Annotated in this window: 16 protein-coding genes; 10 read left to right on the forward strand and 6 right to left on the reverse strand. The window is 39.7% G+C overall.

The annotated features are described in order from the left end of the window. The first annotated feature begins 197 nt into the window (after positions 1-197). Positions 198-458, forward strand: coding sequence for a DinI-like family protein (locus tag CYG50_RS11105; RefSeq protein ID WP_102137685.1), 261 nt, complete (start codon positions 198-200; stop codon positions 456-458). Positions 459-576: 118 nt separating this feature from the next. Here CYG50_RS11105 and CYG50_RS11110 read toward each other — a convergent pair whose 3' ends face one another. Beyond that, complete coding sequence (locus CYG50_RS11110; protein ID WP_102137684.1) at positions 577-819, reverse strand: hypothetical protein; 243 nt, start codon at positions 817-819, stop codon at positions 577-579. A 172-nt stretch (positions 820-991) separates the two neighbouring features. Here CYG50_RS11110 and CYG50_RS11115 point away from each other — a divergent pair, with 172 nt between their 5' ends. The 3 genes from CYG50_RS11115 to CYG50_RS11125 all read left to right on the forward strand — a co-directional run bounded on the left by CYG50_RS11115 (position 992) and on the right by CYG50_RS11125 (position 3,689). Then, a complete protein-coding gene (locus tag CYG50_RS11115) occupies positions 992-1,666 on the forward strand; it encodes a response regulator (protein ID WP_102137683.1) in 675 nt (224 codons plus the stop codon). Then, the gene (locus CYG50_RS11120) at positions 1,656-3,017 is read left to right on the forward strand and encodes a sensor histidine kinase (RefSeq protein WP_102137682.1); all 1,362 of its coding nucleotides are present in this window, start codon (positions 1,656-1,658) and stop codon (positions 3,015-3,017) included. The genes CYG50_RS11115 and CYG50_RS11120 overlap by 11 nt, the downstream gene beginning before the upstream one ends. A gap of 96 nt (positions 3,018-3,113) precedes the next feature. Continuing rightward, on the forward strand, positions 3,114-3,689 hold the full coding sequence (locus CYG50_RS11125; RefSeq protein WP_102137681.1) for a cysteine hydrolase family protein: 576 nt from the start codon (positions 3,114-3,116) through the stop codon (positions 3,687-3,689). A 20-nt stretch (positions 3,690-3,709) separates the two neighbouring features. On the opposite strand, the gene CYG50_RS11130 is transcribed toward CYG50_RS11125, so the two are convergent. Both CYG50_RS11130 and CYG50_RS11135 read right to left on the reverse strand, forming a co-directional pair. Further along, positions 3,710-4,552 (reverse strand): D-amino-acid transaminase, encoded by an 843-nt coding sequence (locus CYG50_RS11130; protein WP_102137680.1) that lies wholly within the window; start codon positions 4,550-4,552, stop codon positions 3,710-3,712. 451 nt (positions 4,553-5,003) lie between these two features. After that, on the reverse strand, positions 5,004-5,528 hold the full coding sequence (locus CYG50_RS11135; RefSeq protein ID WP_102137679.1) for an anti-virulence regulator CigR family protein: 525 nt from the start codon (positions 5,526-5,528) through the stop codon (positions 5,004-5,006). 331 nt (positions 5,529-5,859) lie between these two features. On the opposite strand from CYG50_RS11135, the gene CYG50_RS11140 reads away from it, so the two are divergent. From CYG50_RS11140 to CYG50_RS11160, 5 genes are all read left to right on the forward strand, one after another. After that, entirely contained in the window at positions 5,860-7,110 is a 1,251-nt protein-coding gene (locus CYG50_RS11140) for a mechanosensitive ion channel family protein (protein WP_102137678.1), read from the forward strand. A gap of 299 nt (positions 7,111-7,409) precedes the next feature. Continuing rightward, positions 7,410-9,839, forward strand: a complete 2,430-nt coding sequence (locus CYG50_RS11145) for a DMSO/selenate family reductase complex A subunit (protein WP_102137677.1) — start codon at positions 7,410-7,412, stop codon at positions 9,837-9,839. Between the two features lie 11 nt (positions 9,840-9,850). Further along, positions 9,851-10,468: a DMSO/selenate family reductase complex B subunit gene (locus CYG50_RS11150; RefSeq protein WP_102137676.1), complete on the forward strand. Its 618-nt coding sequence runs from the start codon at positions 9,851-9,853 to the stop codon at positions 10,466-10,468. A gap of 1 nt (position 10,469) precedes the next feature. Next, positions 10,470-11,246 carry a dimethyl sulfoxide reductase anchor subunit family protein gene (locus CYG50_RS11155; RefSeq protein ID WP_102137675.1) on the forward strand — a complete coding sequence of 259 codons (777 nt, stop codon included), beginning with the start codon at positions 10,470-10,472 and terminating at the stop codon, positions 11,244-11,246. Positions 11,247-11,397: 151 nt separating this feature from the next. Further along, positions 11,398-11,991: a TorD/DmsD family molecular chaperone gene (locus CYG50_RS11160; RefSeq protein ID WP_102137674.1), complete on the forward strand. Its 594-nt coding sequence runs from the start codon at positions 11,398-11,400 to the stop codon at positions 11,989-11,991. Positions 11,992-12,049: 58 nt separating this feature from the next. On the opposite strand, the gene CYG50_RS11165 is transcribed toward CYG50_RS11160, so the two are convergent. Further along, on the reverse strand, positions 12,050-12,592 hold the full coding sequence (locus tag CYG50_RS11165; RefSeq protein WP_102137673.1) for a DUF924 family protein: 543 nt from the start codon (positions 12,590-12,592) through the stop codon (positions 12,050-12,052). 401 nt (positions 12,593-12,993) lie between these two features. On the opposite strand from CYG50_RS11165, the gene CYG50_RS11170 reads away from it, so the two are divergent. Further along, on the forward strand, positions 12,994-13,263 hold the full coding sequence (locus CYG50_RS11170) for a hypothetical protein (protein WP_102137672.1): 270 nt from the start codon (positions 12,994-12,996) through the stop codon (positions 13,261-13,263). A gap of 40 nt (positions 13,264-13,303) precedes the next feature. Here the strand turns inward: CYG50_RS11170 and CYG50_RS11175 are convergent, their stop codons facing one another. Continuing rightward, positions 13,304-15,043: an acetyl/propionyl/methylcrotonyl-CoA carboxylase subunit alpha gene (locus CYG50_RS11175; RefSeq protein WP_202981457.1), complete on the reverse strand. Its 1,740-nt coding sequence runs from the start codon at positions 15,041-15,043 to the stop codon at positions 13,304-13,306. After that, positions 15,030-16,634, reverse strand: a complete 1,605-nt coding sequence (locus CYG50_RS11180) for a 5-oxoprolinase subunit B/C family protein (protein ID WP_102137671.1) — start codon at positions 16,632-16,634, stop codon at positions 15,030-15,032. The genes CYG50_RS11175 and CYG50_RS11180 overlap by 14 nt, the downstream gene beginning before the upstream one ends. Positions 16,635-16,642: the final 8 nt, after the last annotated feature.

A 16,642-nucleotide genomic window follows, 5' to 3' on the forward strand; every position in this document is an offset into this window, starting at 1 on the left:
TATACTTTCTAGGATACCTATTTTAATTTTTCTGACAATTATTTTATCAAGCATCTATAATATTAACCTACTGTTTTAACTTGATATTATTTTTTCACTCTATTCACTGCTAAAAATATTTATGCCTCTATATTGACTTTTTTGCCTAATAGTTCTAAAAATACTGTATATTAATACAGTCTTCATTAGAGGCTATCATGTTACGTATCGAAGTTTTATTTGATAAGAACGCTCCACAAAAACCGAGTTCAGTTGTTTTGCAAGCACTTGAAACTGAGATTTTACGCAAACTTCAAAACCAATATCCAGATATGGTAACGCGGGTTGGGTTTAGCTCACAACAACGCGTTAATATCTCAGGAACAAAAATAGCGGAGGATAAAACTCGTATTGAAGAAATACTGGAAGAAATATGGATGGATGATGGTTGGATCCCAGAAGAAACAACAGTGGATTAACCAAATACTTAAAGGAATGTTTCCTTATAGTGTAACATTCCTTTTTCTGCACCTAAAATTAGAAATTAAAACAGACACTTGACTCACCACCTCATATCTAAATTTTACTCCCTGTTAATCAGCCAATTTTATGTCGAAGAAAGGCTTTAATCTCTTTCACTGGATTCAACTTTTTATTTTTTGCATTAGTTGCTCTAACCTGAGAAATACAGTTATTAACATCCACACAAGTAGGGATTTCATTCAACGTTATTGTTGATAAACTAACTACCGGCCTATTATTGAAATCTTTTCCAATAAAAATCAAAGCAAGTGCGATTGCTACTATAAATAATGGCACCTCATAGAATGCTTGTTTCATTATCAATGCTCTTATTGTTTGAGTGATGGACTCATAATAAACAGTCTATTTTTTTGTACCTTAAAAAAGGGTTAAACCAACCTTAAGATATGCTTAAATCCACTTCAAACTTGAATTGTTCGTATTGTCTGACGCTCATTGCCTGCTTATACTTGTTAGTAGAGGTGATGATATGAATATCCTATTAGTCGAAGATGATCTTCAATTGGGAAAAGCGCTATGCCGTGGGTTAGAACTTGCAGGTTTTAACCCTTGTTGGGTCAGGCTACTTGCTGATGCAAAATTACAACTCGCATCTCGCAATTTTGATTTAATGCTTTTAGATTTAGGCTTACCTGATGGCGATGGTCATGATGAACTGATTACTTGGCGTAATATGGGAGAAACGATCCCAATAATAATTCTCACGGCAAGAAATCAAATGGATAACTTAGTTTCTAGCTTAGATTCAGGTGCTGATGACTTTTTAACAAAACCATTTGCTATGCCTGAGCTTATTTCTCGAGTAAAAGCCGTTAGTCGCCGTATGGCAGGTTTCTCATCTGAAATATGGCAATTGGGTAACCTACAATTAAATCCTCTTAATCACCAAGTCACCCTTAATGAGCAATTGTTGCTGCTCTCTGGGAAAGAATATCTATTGCTCTACGAACTAATAAAAAATGCAGATAATGTTGTCAGAAAAACGGATTTAGAGCAGCGCCTATTCGGATTAGATGATGTGGAAAGTAACTCTTTAGAGGTTCACATTCATAATTTACGCCGAAAGATAGGTAAAGACCGCATAATTACTATCCGCGGTATTGGTTATTTATTAAAAAAAGAAGTGCCGATAAGTGAAAGTTAAATCATTTTTTATTTATACCTTTGGGCTACAAATTAGCTCAGTTATTTTCCTTTGGTTATTATTAGTTGGCTGGCTACAGTTTTTTTATTGGCCCTCAATTCATGATGAGCTAAATGAACAACAAAGTGTCATCACCCAAGGGTTTGCTAAGACACTTGATGTGGTTGCTGATAAGCCAGAATATTTCAATAAAATAGCTGATAACCTACAAGAACTTTATTCTGCTGCGATGGAAAGTGGCGATGACATTAGTTATCGGCCTTTTATGGTTGTTAGAGATAAACAAGGGAATGTCTATTACCGAAACAGTGACAAATTACATATTCCATCGCTTAAATCTGTCTCTGAGCTCGCAGCATTACATAAAGACTGGCATTTTACTTCTGCATGGAATGATCAAGAAACTTTCGAAGTTGTTATTGCAGAGTCTTATAGTGACCGTAAATCCTTATTAGGTAACCCTGCCGAAGGCACAGCCATTCCTCTCGCGTTTATTTTGGGTATTATGTTGTTAGCAATATTAATTACCGCTTATTTTAGTCTGCGGCCTTTAAGACAATCTGCAAAACTCATCTCTAGCCGTCAGCCAGGTAATTTAACTCCAATAGAAACGAAGGAACAATACAAAGAAATTCGCCCTATTATTGATGCAATAAATAACCTCATGTCTCGTGTTGATGCTGCAAATCAACGTGAAAAGCGCTTTATGGCAGATGCCGCACATGAATTAAGAACCCCCATAGCGGCTGTTATTGCTCAATTACATTTATTGATGCAAATTGATAATCCGAAAGAGAAAGAAGAAATTATTAATGATATGCAAGAGACTTTAAATCGCGCAGCCTCTTTATCGCATCAATTAATTGACCTAGCCCGCTTAGAAACTGAAGACTTTTTATTAAATAAAGAGCTAATTGACCTGCCCGTATTAATCAGCCATTTAATATCCTCACACATACCTTACGCTATTAATAAAAATATTGATGTTGAACTACAAAGCCCAAAATCTTTTTATATCCTCACCGATAAACTCGCATTGAGTAATATTTTTACTAATTTGATTGAAAATGCGATTAAATACTGCCCAGAAGAAGGGAAAATAAAAGTCGTTTTAAAAGATCTTACCCCATTTGGTGGGACTATTTCTGTTCAAGATAATGGCCGAGGAATTCCAGAAGAGAGCCGCCAACTTATATTTTCTCGTTTTTATCGCGTTCCAGGAACGATGGAAACCGGAAGTGGTTTAGGTTTATCTATCGCTCAAAATTTAGCCCATAAAATCGGTGCTGTAATTAGAGTTACTGATGGATTAGACAATCAAGGTATCGGCTTTATTATTGACTTACCCTAAATCTAATTATGTTATTGAGTTAACAGCATTTGCTATTTTTTCTGGATAGAATACGCCTTTTATACGTTAATATACTTACACCTAAAAGAGGCAATAATGTCCAAGGCATTAGTAATTATTGATCTCATTGAAGAGATAATTGGTAAAAATGGCTTATCTAATTCGAGTTACCAGCAAACTTGCTCACGTAAAATCGTTGAGAAAGCTAATCGAGCAGCACAATATGCAAGAAACCATCATATTCCAGTGATTTGGGTTAAGGTTGGCTTTTCAGACAATTATCACGATGTTCCTGCTGGCTCCCCTATGTTTCAGCAAGCTAAAAAACTTGGAGCCTTAAAACTAAGTGGCACTGGGTGTAATTGGGCCCATGACCTTGAGGTAGCATTTCGTGATCCGGTAATGATTAAAAAAGGGGTTTCTGCATTTGCAGGAAACCATTTCCATAAATGGCTTACCGATAATGATATTACCGAGTTATTTATTGGCGGAGTTAGTACCGTAAAAGCAATTCAAAGTACTGCACGACAAGCCCATGATTTAGGATATACTGTCACAGTACTCGAGGATTTATGTGCGGCCCCAACGCTAGAACTCCATCAGCAAAGTCTTCAGGCACTAGAAGGCATGGTAACGATTTCTTCAGTTACAGAATTTATGCAATTAAAATAACATTTATATTTCTCATGTGATTATTTCAATTTTTGCAAGTATATCTCCCGTAGCCGGATAGCTAGTTTCCCCGGCTTACCTTCCCCAATTAATTGGTTATTCGCCATAATAACTGGCCAAACTAATGTTGTTGCAGAAGTAATAAAGACTTCTTTTGCTTCTAACATTTCATCAATACTAAATGGCTTTTCAACAATGTCTATTCCTTGTTCCCGAGCAAGTTGTAAAATTGCTTGACGAGTAATGCCTGGTAATATTTCATTATTTAACCCTCGTGTTTGTATTTGGTTCTGATGGTTAATAATAAAACAATTACTGGAACTTCCCTCAGTGACATAGCCATTTTTAACAAATATAGCGTCGTCTGCACCTTGCTGTTTAGCGTATTCTTTTGCCATGGAAGCTGCTAATAAAGCAACTGTTTTAATATCACAACGCTGCCAACGAATATCATCTACAGTTACGACTTTTATTCCATATTTTGATTTCTCATTTTCAACAATCTTCATCTTTTGTGCAAATAAGACTAATGTTGGCTTCGTTTGTTTATCAGGATATAAAAAATTGCGTTGTTTCGCATTGCCACGTGTCAATTGCAGATATACAAGCCCTTCTTCTATATTATTCTGCTGAACTAATTGAAGATGAATTTGTTTTAATTCTGCTAAATCGTAGGGAAATGATAACTGTAATTCAGCACAAGAACGCTGCAAACGAGCCATATGATGTTCAAAGTCAACTAACTTACCGTTAATTATTGCAGTCACTTCATACACAGCATCCGCAAATAAAAACCCACGGTCAAAAACAGATACTGATGCTTCTTCTTCAGGTAAAAACTGGCCGTTTACATAAGCAATCATGAGCTATATTCCTTTATCAATCAAATCATTACCTAATCTCTTATTAACCATACACCATATTACAAAAATTACCTTTCAATTCTTCACATTTTTTATCTCTATTTGCAGATTCAGGCCCTCTTGTAAGAACCGCGACTAACAAAAAAACAAGCTGTAGCACAGCGACTAAAATATAGTTTAAAATTTAAAATTATTTTTAATATTAACTTGACATTAACATGTGAATAGCTAAAATGCTCTCACGTGATCTGGATCACATTTTAATTTGGAGTTCTCGATGAACAGCATCAAAGAATTTATCAGCAGTGTGCAAGAAGTTGTTGAATTACTATCTAAACGTTTTATGTAAGCAAGTTAATTATCTTTTAGTTAATCAAACCTTTAGTTACCTCATCATTAGCGTTAATTGCATTTATTTTGCACAACGACCTTGAAATCAAGGTCGTTTTTTTTATTCAAAAACATTCTCAATAATTTCAGCGACAACAGCTGTACCTAACGCAACCAAGATAAGGTCTCGGCCACTCATTTTCCATTCATAACCGACATAAACAGGTAATTGTGCTAAAAATGCTGAGGGTAACGTTTTTTTTGCAATACCTGGAGGAAGTGGTTTTCCCCTGCTAATTTGTTTTGCAATACCTGGAGGCAAGCCACGATATCCTGTCAATCCATATTCAATGGCCAAAGGCCTTACATTGCCAAAGCTCACATTAAAACTAACATTTGCTTCCCGATGCTTATCGTAATACTTACTTGATTTGACATGCTTTGCCTCTTGATTATTATTTCCTTTATTTGAGTTATCTTTGTTCTGCTTCCCTTTATTTCCATGAACTTGTTGATGTCCTTTGTCGTTTCCTTGGCCTTGATTGCCATTGGGGGATGAATTAGCAAGCAATGAGGTAAAAGCAATAATGGGCAATAAGATATACTGCAAAAGAACAGAACAAATCGGCCTTTTAAATCGGTTCATAATAAATTCCTGCAAAGTTAATATAACATTAGGACATTTTGTAGAACATTATGCTTAGTTATAAAGACTCACAATCAGAAAATACTTATCACACGTAATGTTATGTAAATGTTACTTAATCTCTCAAATTAGTGAGCGCGCTCCTTTATAATAGCTCTTATTGCCATTAATATTATTTCCATATATTAGACAATACTTAGAACTAGTAATAAGAATTAAGACGGAATTTAATGTTGCTCCCCATGAATTTTCGTTGTAAATATGATAAGGTCATTCAACCTATGATATTTTTATAAACAATTGTTCCTAACACTCTAAAGAAGGAGAAACCATGCAGCAGCAACTGCTAGACTGGGTACGTCAATTCAACCAAGATTACGCTGACCTTGCCTCTTTACTTATGGTGCTCGGTTTAATCCTTATCGTCGCCTGCGTATTACACTTAATTCTACATAAAATATTTCTTCCACAACTCGAAAAACGTGGGCAAAAAAATGCAGGAACTTGGGTACATTTAATCACTCAACATAATCTTTTTAATCGCTTCGCATTCGTGATCCAAGGTGTTGTAGTCAATATCCAAGCAACGCTATGGTTACATTCAGGCTCGACTGCCCAAGCCGTTTTAAAGGTTGGCTCACAGGCATGGTGCCTATTATTTGGCTTACTCACCCTTTATTCCGTTCTTGATATTATACTTGGTGTACTTCAACGTGCGGCCAAAACCGCGCATTTACCTCTTAGAGGAATATTTCAAAGTCTTAAACTGATTGCCACAATTCTAATTGGCATCATGATTATTGCACTATTAATAGGTAAATCGCCTCTGATTATTCTCAGCGGTCTTGGTGCAATGACAGCGGTCATGATGCTAGTGTTCAAAGACCCTATTATGGGGTTAGTTGCTGGGATACAACTTTCAGCCAACAACATGGTTAACATTGGCGATTGGTTAGAAATGCCTAAATACGGTGCTGATGGCGCTGTGGTTGATATTGGTTTAACTACGGTAAAAGTGCGTAACTGGGACAACACCGTTACGACCATTCCGACTTATGCGCTTATTTCTGATTCCTTCAAAAACTGGAAAGGAATGACAGAATCAGGTGGACGCAGAATAAAGCGTAGTGTCCGCTTAGATGCCAGCAGTGTGCATTTTTTAACTTCTGAAGAAATCGCACAATGTATTAAGGCAAATTTACTTGAGCCCTACATCGAACAGAAAATATCTGAGATCCAAGTCTTTAATTCTAGCCTACCGGATGACAAAGCGGTTCCTTTGAATCAGCGTCGTTTGACAAATATAGGGACCTTCCGAGCTTATATTGAAGCTTATTTAAAATCACACCCTAATATTCACAAAAATATGACGATTATGGTCAGACAGCTAGAATCTGACTCAAATGGTATTCCAATCGAAATATATGCATTTACGAATACAACCGTGTGGGTGGAGTATGAAAGAATACAATCTGACATTTTTGACCATATCTTTTCCATCCTTCCGCAATTTAATCTGATGGTACATCAATCACCTACCGGAAATGATGTTAGAATGATAGGCCATTTCCCAGAAAAATAACTAATACTAAGTGATTAGTTAAATTTCCTTATCCATCTACATCTAAAGTAGTATCGAAAGAGGGAGATATCCCTCTTTACGCTTACTTTTCCACCCAGCGTTATATAAAAAATAACATTTCGATAGTTAACAAAAACAAAACTGATCGATGCTCTAACAAACAAAAAACCCTTATAAATTAAATAAATACATTTCCTTTATCGTGGATAACATTGATGTAAGTTATGTAACTCTACAGGATCTGTTTTTAACATATAAAACAAGATAGTAATGTTGTTATTTACATATAGGCAATGTCAATGCATAAAAATAAAATAAATACTCAATTTGGAAAACTGAGCAGGAGGGAGTTTATACAAACCTCTGCAACCGTTGCGGGTGTCGCTGCTGTTGCTGGCTCAATCACTCTACCTTTTGCTGTACAAGCAAAAACACCAGCAATCATGCCTGACGAAGTCAGCGAAAAAATTAGCTATAGCGCATGCTTAGTAAACTGTGGTAGCCGCTGCCCATTGAAAGTTCATGTGAAAGATGGTGTTATCAGCCGTATTTCCAATGAAACGATGTATGACGACTCAACGTTAGGCGAACACCAAATTCGTCCATGTTTACGTGGCCGTTCAGTGCGTTGGAAAACCTACAATCCAGACCGTTTAAAATACCCAATGGTTCGTGTTGGTAAACGTGGTGAAGGTAAGTTTAAAAAGATTTCATGGGATGAAGCAACAACCATTATCGCTGAAAAATTAAAGTATACGATTGATAAATATGGAAGTGATGCCATTTATTATCAGTATGGCTCTGGGTCAACGGGTGCTAACTTACACGGCCGTGCAGCTTGTAAACGTTTATTAAGCTTAACTGGTGGTTTCTTGGGTGACTATGGTACATATTCATATGCTCAATTAATGGAAATCACACCTTATGTCTATGGTAGCGTAGAAGAATCCTATTTATCTGAAATCCAAAACTCTGACTTAGTTGTCATGTTTGGCCACAACCTTGCAGAAACACGCATGTCTGGCGGCGGTCAATTCTACGAGACCCTCAATGCGTTAGATAAAAGCAAGGCAAAAGTGATTATCATTGACCCGCGTCGCACTGATAGCGTCACAACGCTTGGCGCTGAATGGATACCAATTTACCCCGGTACTGACGCTGCATTAGTTGCTGCTCTCGGTTATGTCATGATCGAAGAAGGCCTGACTGACGAAGAATTCCTGAACAACTATTGTGTTGGTTGGGATGAGTCTACCTTACCTGCTTCTGCACCACGCAATGCATCATATAAAGATTATATTTTAGGTAATGGGCCTGATGGCATCGCAAAAACCCCAGAGTGGGCGAGTAAATTAACGGGGATCTCCGTCGCACGCATTAAGCAACTTGCACGTGAAATTGGTAATGCCAATAGAGCATGGATCTCACAAGGCTGGGGCTTGCAACGTACCGAAAATGGTGAGCAAGCTTGTCGTTCAATCATGATGCTACCGTTAATGTCTGGGAACATTGGTCGTGCAGGAACGAACACCGGCCTGTGGGGTAATAGCTATGCTTATCCTGTTGCGGGATTTGCTTTACCTAACCCAGTCAAAGCCCTGATCCCAACTTATATGTGGTCAGAAGCTATTGTTCGTGGGAAAGAATTAACCGCAGAGAACGGTGGTATTAAAGGTGTCGATAAACTCAATAACGACATCAAATTTATGTGGTGTTACTCCAGTAATGTCATTGGTAACCAACATGGTGATTTAAACAAAACCCATGAAATACTTGCTGATGAGTCAAAATGTGAGTTCATTTTGGTGTGGGATAACCATGATACTCCATCCGCAAAATATGCAGATTTATTGTTACCGGATGTCACTACCGTTGAAACCAATGATTTAATCAATAACTCCTATGCAAGTGGTGCATACCACTATTTAGTTCGCCTACAAAATGCCATTGAGCCACTGTGGGAAAACCGCCCTAACTATGATGTATTAGCAGAAGTTGCTGAGAAAATGGGGGTAAAAGAACAATTCACAGAAGGCCGTACCTACGCCGAATGGATTGAGTTCTGTTATAACAAAACACGTGAAAAAATGCCTCATTTACCTGAATTCAGCGAAACTGACGGTGCGGGTATTATCGACCGTAAGTTCTTGAACAGTTCAGAAAATATTGCATTGAAGAAATTCCGTGATGACCCAATCAATAACCCATTGAAAACGCCGTCAGGTAAAGTGGAAATCTATTCGGAACAACTGGCTGAGCGTGTTAAAAATTGGGAGTTACCAGAAGGCCAACGTATCCCTGCCCTTCCTGAATATTGCGTCAATAAAGAAGGCGTTGAAGCCCAAGCAAGCCAACAGAAGCATCCGCTATTAATGACGGGCTTTCATGATAAAGGCCATGTGCATTCATCTTATTACAATGTTGCCATGCTCCGTGAAGCCATTCCGCATCAATTTTGGCTCAACCCAATTGATGCCCAGCAACGCGGCTTGAACAATGGTGACATGGCTGAAATATTTAATGATCGTGGCCGTATTCAAATTAAAGTGAAAGTGACAGAGCGTGTATTACCTGGTGTTATCGCTGTTCCACAAGGTGCATGGCGTACTCTCAATGAAGATGGGCTGGATATTGGTGGTTGTATCAACACACTGACCTCTCATGTTCCTTCGCCATTGGCTAAAGGTACCCCACAACATACTAACCTTGTTGAAGTTAAACGCGCTTAAGGAGTTGAATGATGAAACAATATGGCTTTTACTTTGACTCCACAAAATGCACTGGCTGTAAAACGTGTCAAGTCAGTTGTAAGGATGAAAAAGATTTAGATTTAGGTCCAAAATTCCGTCGTGTCTACGAGTTTGGTGGCGGAAGTTGGCAGAAGCAAGATGGTATATGGCAGCAAAACGTCTTTAATTACTATCTTTCGATTTCATGTAACCATTGCTCAAACCCGACTTGTGTCGCAGGTTGCCCAACCGGTGCAATGCACAAACGTGAAGAGGATGGTTTAGTCGTAGTTGACCAATCTATTTGTGTGGGTTGCCGTTACTGCGAACTACGTTGCCCATATGGCGCACCACAGTTTGATGAGAAGAAAAAACTCATGACTAAATGTGACGGCTGTTATGAACGCGTCGCAAAAGGAATGAAACCAGTTTGTGTTGAATCTTGCCCGCAGCGTGCTTTAGATTTTGATGATATTAATGTTCTTCGTGAGTTACACGGGACAGAGTGTGGTATTGCGCCAATGCCAAACCCAAGCCTGACAAACCCAAATATTGTCATCAAACCACATAAAGATGCGAAGCCATTTGGCGATAAAAGTGGCGAATTAAAAAACCCTGCGGAGGTGTAAGATGCATGAATTACCACTCGTTTTTTTCACCGTCTTAGGACAGTCAGCTGCTGGGCTTTTTTTACTCGCTTATATCAGCCGTAAAATGGGGTCTATTGACGATAAACAGCTAAAAACTGCCAATATCGTTGCCTTTATTATTATGATAATTGGTTTGGGTATCGGTGGGTTACACGTTGGTCAACCACTACGCTTCTTCAATATGCTACTGGGTGTAGGCCGTTCGCCAATGAGTAATGAAGCGTTCTTAAGTGGCGTATTTGTTGGATGCGCTGCGGCAACGTTATTTTTCACTCTGTTTTTCAAGCATACGTTATTGCGTGAACTGGCAAATATTGCCGCAGTAGTGTCAGGACTCGCATTTGTTTGGTCAATACCTCAAGTGTACAACATCGCCACTATTGCTAACTGGGACACCGGTTATACCACACTGCAAATGTGGATGACGATGTTAGTCGGTGGTGGTGCGCTCGCTATTGCAATTGGTGCGCGTGGCTTAGGTATTGCTTCGTTCTTAATTGGTACTTTCGCTATTTTTGCAAGCCGTGCTGGTTACCAAGCGTTTTTAGCCGAAACCGGCCCCGCTCTTAGCGGTGAGCAAACAGGCTTCTGGGGCTTCCAAGTTGTCGTCTTAGCCATTGCTTTAGCTGCATTTGTTGGTATGACGTTAAAGCAACGCGTACCAAGAGCAACATTAGCAACGTGTGCGGCAGCTGTTTTATTAGCTGAACTTGCAGGCCGTATCGCATTCTATAACTTGTGGCAGATAACCATGTAAGGCATTGTTCTTACTATGTTATAATTTATTATTAAAGAACCCCGTTTGGGGTTCTTTGTTTAGTAATCCCACATCATCCTGCATCGATACAGTGACAGGAAATCAGATAATGATGTCATGCTTTAACGCGAAATAAGACGGATAAAATAATATGATTGATACGACAATGATCCGCATCCTTGGTGCGTTTTTCTACTACCCTCCGCAATCGGACACGTTACGAAACGTCTACCCTGTTTTGGGTGAAATCCCACAGTTACACTCATGGGAAAATCCAGAGCAAATTCAGGCGATTTGTACTTCGTTGTCACAAACACAACCTGATGATATCTCGTATGATTATTCTATCTTATTCGAAGGACAAGGTAGTATGCCAGCGCCTCCATGGGGGTCTGTATATCTGGAACATGACAATTCTGTTATGGGAGAATCAACAGCGGCTTATCGCCATTTTTTGCAAACCAAAGGGTTAGTGACTGACACCGGACTTCGTGAGCCTGAAGACCAATTTGGCTTAATGATGATGGCTGTTTCTGCTTTAGCGGAACAAGAAGACGACAGCGCCATTATAACGCTATTTGAACAACATTTATTACCTTGGGCATATCGTTATTTAGAACTGGTGCAGGAAAGTAAAACTGAGACAGCCTTTTACCCTAACCTTGCGCAGATCACTGAAATTTACCTCAAATCACTACAGTTAGAATTAGCATTATCGCCAATCCATGCTGAGTTATTTCGTTAAATGAAAAGCGAAACCAAATGAGCTTATTAAGTAAGATATGGGCTCATTTGGTTTTAACCTAAAAAGAAGAATTTGGCTCTTGTAAAAATGCAATTTCTTCTTGTGTAGATGGCCGACCTAAAATTTCATTACGGTGCGGATAGCGACCAAATTTGTCAATAATCGCTTTATGTCGCATTTCATAATCTAATGTGCCGTCATCACCCAGCATGCGAAAGAGTTCAACGGCCTGTAAATGAATAAAACTGGATTCAGAATGCATAAATGGCATTAAAACAAACTTGCGCTGTGATAACGTCAGGAGGTTATAATCATGTTGCTTAATCGCCTCTTGCGCTAGTGCTAAAGCCATCCCATCTTGAGCAAAAGACTTTGGCGTATCACGCCATAGGTTACGTGAAAACTGGTCTAGAACAATAATTTCCGCTAAACGGCCTCGAATAGATGCCCGCCAATACGCTAATTCACCCTTAGCTGCGCGTTCACAAACATGAGCAAATCGTTGTGCTATCGTCAAATCAAATTTAGCATTTTTTTCAAACCATTGTTTTGGTGTCGATTCCTCAAACCAAAATGAAAGTACTTCTTCCATGGAAGTCATGATTTATTCCTATCAGTTTTCTTATTAGAGGTTGTCATAATCCTAGTTAAAAATAGTCTTAATTGACAGGCTTGAGCTCTAACATCGGTTATTTGTAGATAATTATTTTATTTTTTTGCGATCTGACACCAAAAAACACTCGATATCGACAGGGTTATTTTAATAATATACAGCGTTATTTATTATTAAATCATTTAATTTCTACTTATAATAATTCGCAACTTTTTAATTCATAAAGATTTGCTTTTTAGTGTGAATAAGAGAATTCATTATGTCTAAATACATACATTTGGTTAACTCAATGTTAGAATTTAACTTATAATGTGTGTGAATTAGAGAGCTACTTACAGTCATCACTTTTCAGCGGTTCATATTGGTTCTTATTAAGGAAGGCAATGTAAATGGCAGGACATATGGTACTCATTGGGTGGGCATTATGGGTGAGTCCTTGTGGCTCAGATTCATGTGATGCGTTACCTGTGACTGAAACTATTTTCACACAAGAACAATGTATTAGCCGAAAAGACTACCTAGAATCAAAACGGCCAAATCTCTATTTTCTATGTGGTGAAGTCTACCGTGATAGCAATGAAATGACCGCTGAAGAAAAACATGCCATTCCTGCGCCTCATCTTCCTCTAAGAACATTGCCTGAACGACTTTCTCGTTAGTTTGAGCTAATTCCTTTAGCTCAAACTTAATCCAACCAAACTAAACAATTTCAGCTATTGGGCTCTCTGCTTCAACAAAATCCCCTTTAATCGCACAGTGTTTCAACGTTCCTGCTCGGTGTGCAACAATTTGAACTTCCATTTTCATCGCCTCCATGACACCGATTATATCCCCTTCAGAAACATTATTTCCGTGAGGGATCAGCCAGTTAAATAATAGCCCAGAGATAGGTGCATTGACCGCATCTGGGTTATGAATTATTTGAGGAGCTGAATGGGTTGCAGCTGAACTATTGACTGAAAAGCCAGAAAACAGTTGTGTAGGTAAACCCAATTCGCAACGCTTTCCATCGATTTCAATAAAAGTGCGTGTCATTTCAGCAGGCGATAGTGGAATTTGCCGTTTTGCAGGTGGAATTTCCACATTAAATTCGGTCTCTATCCAACGCGTATGAACGCTAAAATTATCACAAAAATCAGTTTGTTCCATTACCGCTCTGTGGAATGGTAATACGGATGCAACGCCTTCAATATTAAATTCAGCCAAAGCACGACGTGCACGCAAAATGGCTTGCTCTCGTGTACTACCCACAACAATTAATTTCGCCATTAACGAATCAAAGGTACCCGGTATTGTTGTTCCCGCTGTTACACCACTATCGACACGAACCCCCGGCCCCGTTGGTGCATCAAAAACAGTAATAGTGCCTGGTGTCGGTAAAAAACCATTTCCAGCATCTTCGGCATTAATACGAAATTCAAACGCATGCCCTCGAGGAGTCGGCATCTCATTAATACTTAAAGGTAAACCTTCTGCAATTCGCAATTGCTCAATCACTAAGTCAATACCTGCGGTTTCCTCTGTGACTGGGTGCTCAACTTGTAAGCGCGTATTCACTTCTAGAAATGACAACGTGCCATCTTGGCTTAACAAAAATTCAACGGTTCCGGCTCCCACATAGCCCGCTTTGCGGCAAATATCCGTTGAAGCTTGAATGATTTGCTGCTGTTGACTCTGAGATAAAAAAGGGGCTGGCGACTCTTCAACCAGTTTTTGATTACGCCGTTGTAGTGAGCAGTCACGAGTCCCCACCACCAGCACGTTACCATGCGTATCCGCAATAACTTGGGCTTCAATGTGCCGAGGGTTATGTAAAAATTGTTCAATAAAACATTCACCCCGGCCAAATGCAGCGGTCGCTTCGCGTACTGCTGAGTGATAAAGTTCTTCAACTTCATGGAGTTGCCAAGCTACTTTTAGCCCTCGGCCACCACCACCAAATGCCGCTTTAATAGCAATAGGTAAGCCGTGTTGATGAGCAAATTCAAGGACTTCCTGTGCACTATTCACAGGATCTTTTGTGCCAACCACTAGCGGTGCACCGACTTGCATTGCAATATGGCGAGCTTGAACCTTATCCCCTAGTATATCAATGCTATTTGCGCTCGGCCCAATCCAGATTAACCCTGCGGCTTCAACTGCACGCGCAAACTCAGCCCGTTCAGATAAAAAACCATACCCTGGATGCACCATGGTTGAACCTGACTGCTGAGCGATACTAATCAACTTTTCAATATTTAAATAACTTTCTGCTGGCGAGTTTCCCCCAAGCCCGTAGGCTTCATCAGCCATTGTGACGTGGAGAGCGTCAATATCGCTGTCCGCATAAACCGCAACAGACTGGAAACCATAATCACGACATGCACGGATAATACGAACTGCAATTTCGCCTCGATTAGCAATCAATACTTTATGTTTTTTGTTGTTATTCATTTTCATAAGCACAATGGCTCCCTTGTAGTACTTTAAATTCACCGAGTGGATTAAAACGTATTTTGGCATTCACAGGAATTTGCCCTGCTAAATCCAAATGATATTCACATACCGCGCCAATAACGGGATAACCGCCTGTTAAAGGGTGATCATTGAGAAACAAAACAGGCTGGCCATTTGCGGGGACTTGAATAGCGCCAATGCAAGTTCCTTCGCTCGGTAGCTCCTGTAATTGTTCGCGCTCTAACGGTTTTTCACTAAATAGCCGCAAACCTATTCGGTTTGATGACGCTGTTACTTGCCATAATTGGCTCGTTAGTTGCTCAACAGCTTGTTTTGTAAACCAATCCGCTCGGGGTCCTAATACAACATCCAAAACCACCACGTCGTTTTCTGTTGGGTAATCAAAAGCAGGCGCCTCATATAATGAAACGGCTAATGGAGATGAATTGCTGTTAACCGTGAGTGTTTGGCCCGCCGTGATTGGGGCTGGACCAACTTGCGCTAATGTATCAAACGAGCAGCTCGATAAAATAGGCTCTATATTGAAACCACCTCGGACAGTGAAATAACTACGCACACCTTTGCTCGGGCGGCTCAGTTTGATGGTGTCGCCCTTTGCTAAATGAATCGGTTGATAAGTGTCAACTTGATATTGCTGGTCTTCTGCTGTGATAACGTCAATAGTACAAGGCGCTCCAGTCACTGCAACAATGAGGTCTTTGTGAACTTGAGCCTTAAACCCACCTTGCGTTATCTCTAAAACGGCAGAATCTGATTTATTCCCCACAATACGGTTTGCACTACGTAATGCCGATTTATCCATACCGCCTGATTCAGAGATCCCCAATGCCGATTGGCCTATACGCCCTAAATCTTGAAATAAAACCTGTAACCCCGTCGCTAAAACTGTTAAATCAGCACTGACATTCTTAGCATTTTTTTCAATACTTACTTTCGCTGGCAAGCTATAGCTAATTTGGCTTTTCGCGGCATCGATAAAGTTGACCCGCATGCCTGCTTGAACGAGTGCAGGTTCAGGTCGATTGATATCCCACATTAATAGTTCAGTCACACCAATTAACTGCCATCCCCCTGGGCTAGCTTGTGGGTAAACGCTGCTAAACTCTCCAGCTAAGGCAACCGACCCCGCAGGGATGCGTACTCTTGGCGATTGACGCCTTGGGACGTTCAGCTTAGCTTCTTTCGAAACCATGTAACCAAAACCTGGGGCAAAACCGCTAAATGCAACCTGAAATTCATTTTCTGTATGACGACGTATTACTTCCGCAGTGGATATCCCTAAATGCGCTGCGACATCGGGTAAATCCTCGCCATTGTAGTGAACGGGGATAGTAACCAATTTACTGGCCTTGCCGACGACCGCCGACACATCTCTAAGTGATATCTTTTCAACCAAATCATTCACATTTGTCTTGATCGGGTTATAGCGAATTAAAATTGTCCTCGCTGCTGGCGTTATTTCGTCAATCCCATAAATTGGCATTTCTGTTAAGGAATCAGTCAATGCCATTGTTTGTTCAAGACTTTCCAACTCCACCATAAAGGCACTTAAATTGACGGGTAAAAATCTCAATTGGCACC

The sequence above is a fragment of the Providencia huaxiensis genome, from assembly GCF_002843235.3.
Lineage (GTDB): Bacteria > Pseudomonadota > Gammaproteobacteria > Enterobacterales > Enterobacteriaceae > Providencia > Providencia huaxiensis.

Excerpts from the sequence above, each read along its gene's own strand:
- CYG50_RS11105 (WP_102137685.1), top strand. The coding sequence starts at position 198 with ATGTTACGTATCGAAGTTTTATTTGATAAGAACGCTCCACAAAAACCG.
- CYG50_RS11110 (WP_102137684.1), bottom strand. The coding sequence starts at position 819 with ATGAAACAAGCATTCTATGAGGTGCCATTATTTATAGTAGCAATCGCA.
- CYG50_RS11115 (WP_102137683.1), top strand. The coding sequence starts at position 992 with ATGAATATCCTATTAGTCGAAGATGATCTTCAATTGGGAAAAGCGCTA.
- CYG50_RS11125 (WP_102137681.1), top strand. The coding sequence starts at position 3,114 with ATGTCCAAGGCATTAGTAATTATTGATCTCATTGAAGAGATAATTGGT.
- CYG50_RS11130 (WP_102137680.1), bottom strand. The coding sequence starts at position 4,552 with ATGATTGCTTATGTAAACGGCCAGTTTTTACCTGAAGAAGAAGCATCA.
- CYG50_RS11135 (WP_102137679.1), bottom strand. The coding sequence starts at position 5,528 with ATGAACCGATTTAAAAGGCCGATTTGTTCTGTTCTTTTGCAGTATATC.
- CYG50_RS11140 (WP_102137678.1), top strand. The coding sequence starts at position 5,860 with ATGCAGCAGCAACTGCTAGACTGGGTACGTCAATTCAACCAAGATTAC.
- CYG50_RS11145 (WP_102137677.1), top strand. The coding sequence starts at position 7,410 with ATGCATAAAAATAAAATAAATACTCAATTTGGAAAACTGAGCAGGAGG.
- CYG50_RS11150 (WP_102137676.1), top strand. The coding sequence starts at position 9,851 with ATGAAACAATATGGCTTTTACTTTGACTCCACAAAATGCACTGGCTGT.
- CYG50_RS11155 (WP_102137675.1), top strand. The coding sequence starts at position 10,470 with ATGCATGAATTACCACTCGTTTTTTTCACCGTCTTAGGACAGTCAGCT.
- CYG50_RS11160 (WP_102137674.1), top strand. The coding sequence starts at position 11,398 with ATGATTGATACGACAATGATCCGCATCCTTGGTGCGTTTTTCTACTAC.
- CYG50_RS11165 (WP_102137673.1), bottom strand. The coding sequence starts at position 12,592 with ATGACTTCCATGGAAGAAGTACTTTCATTTTGGTTTGAGGAATCGACA.
- CYG50_RS11170 (WP_102137672.1), top strand. The coding sequence starts at position 12,994 with ATGGCAGGACATATGGTACTCATTGGGTGGGCATTATGGGTGAGTCCT.
- CYG50_RS11175 (WP_202981457.1), bottom strand. The coding sequence starts at position 15,043 with ATGAAAATGAATAACAACAAAAAACATAAAGTATTGATTGCTAATCGA.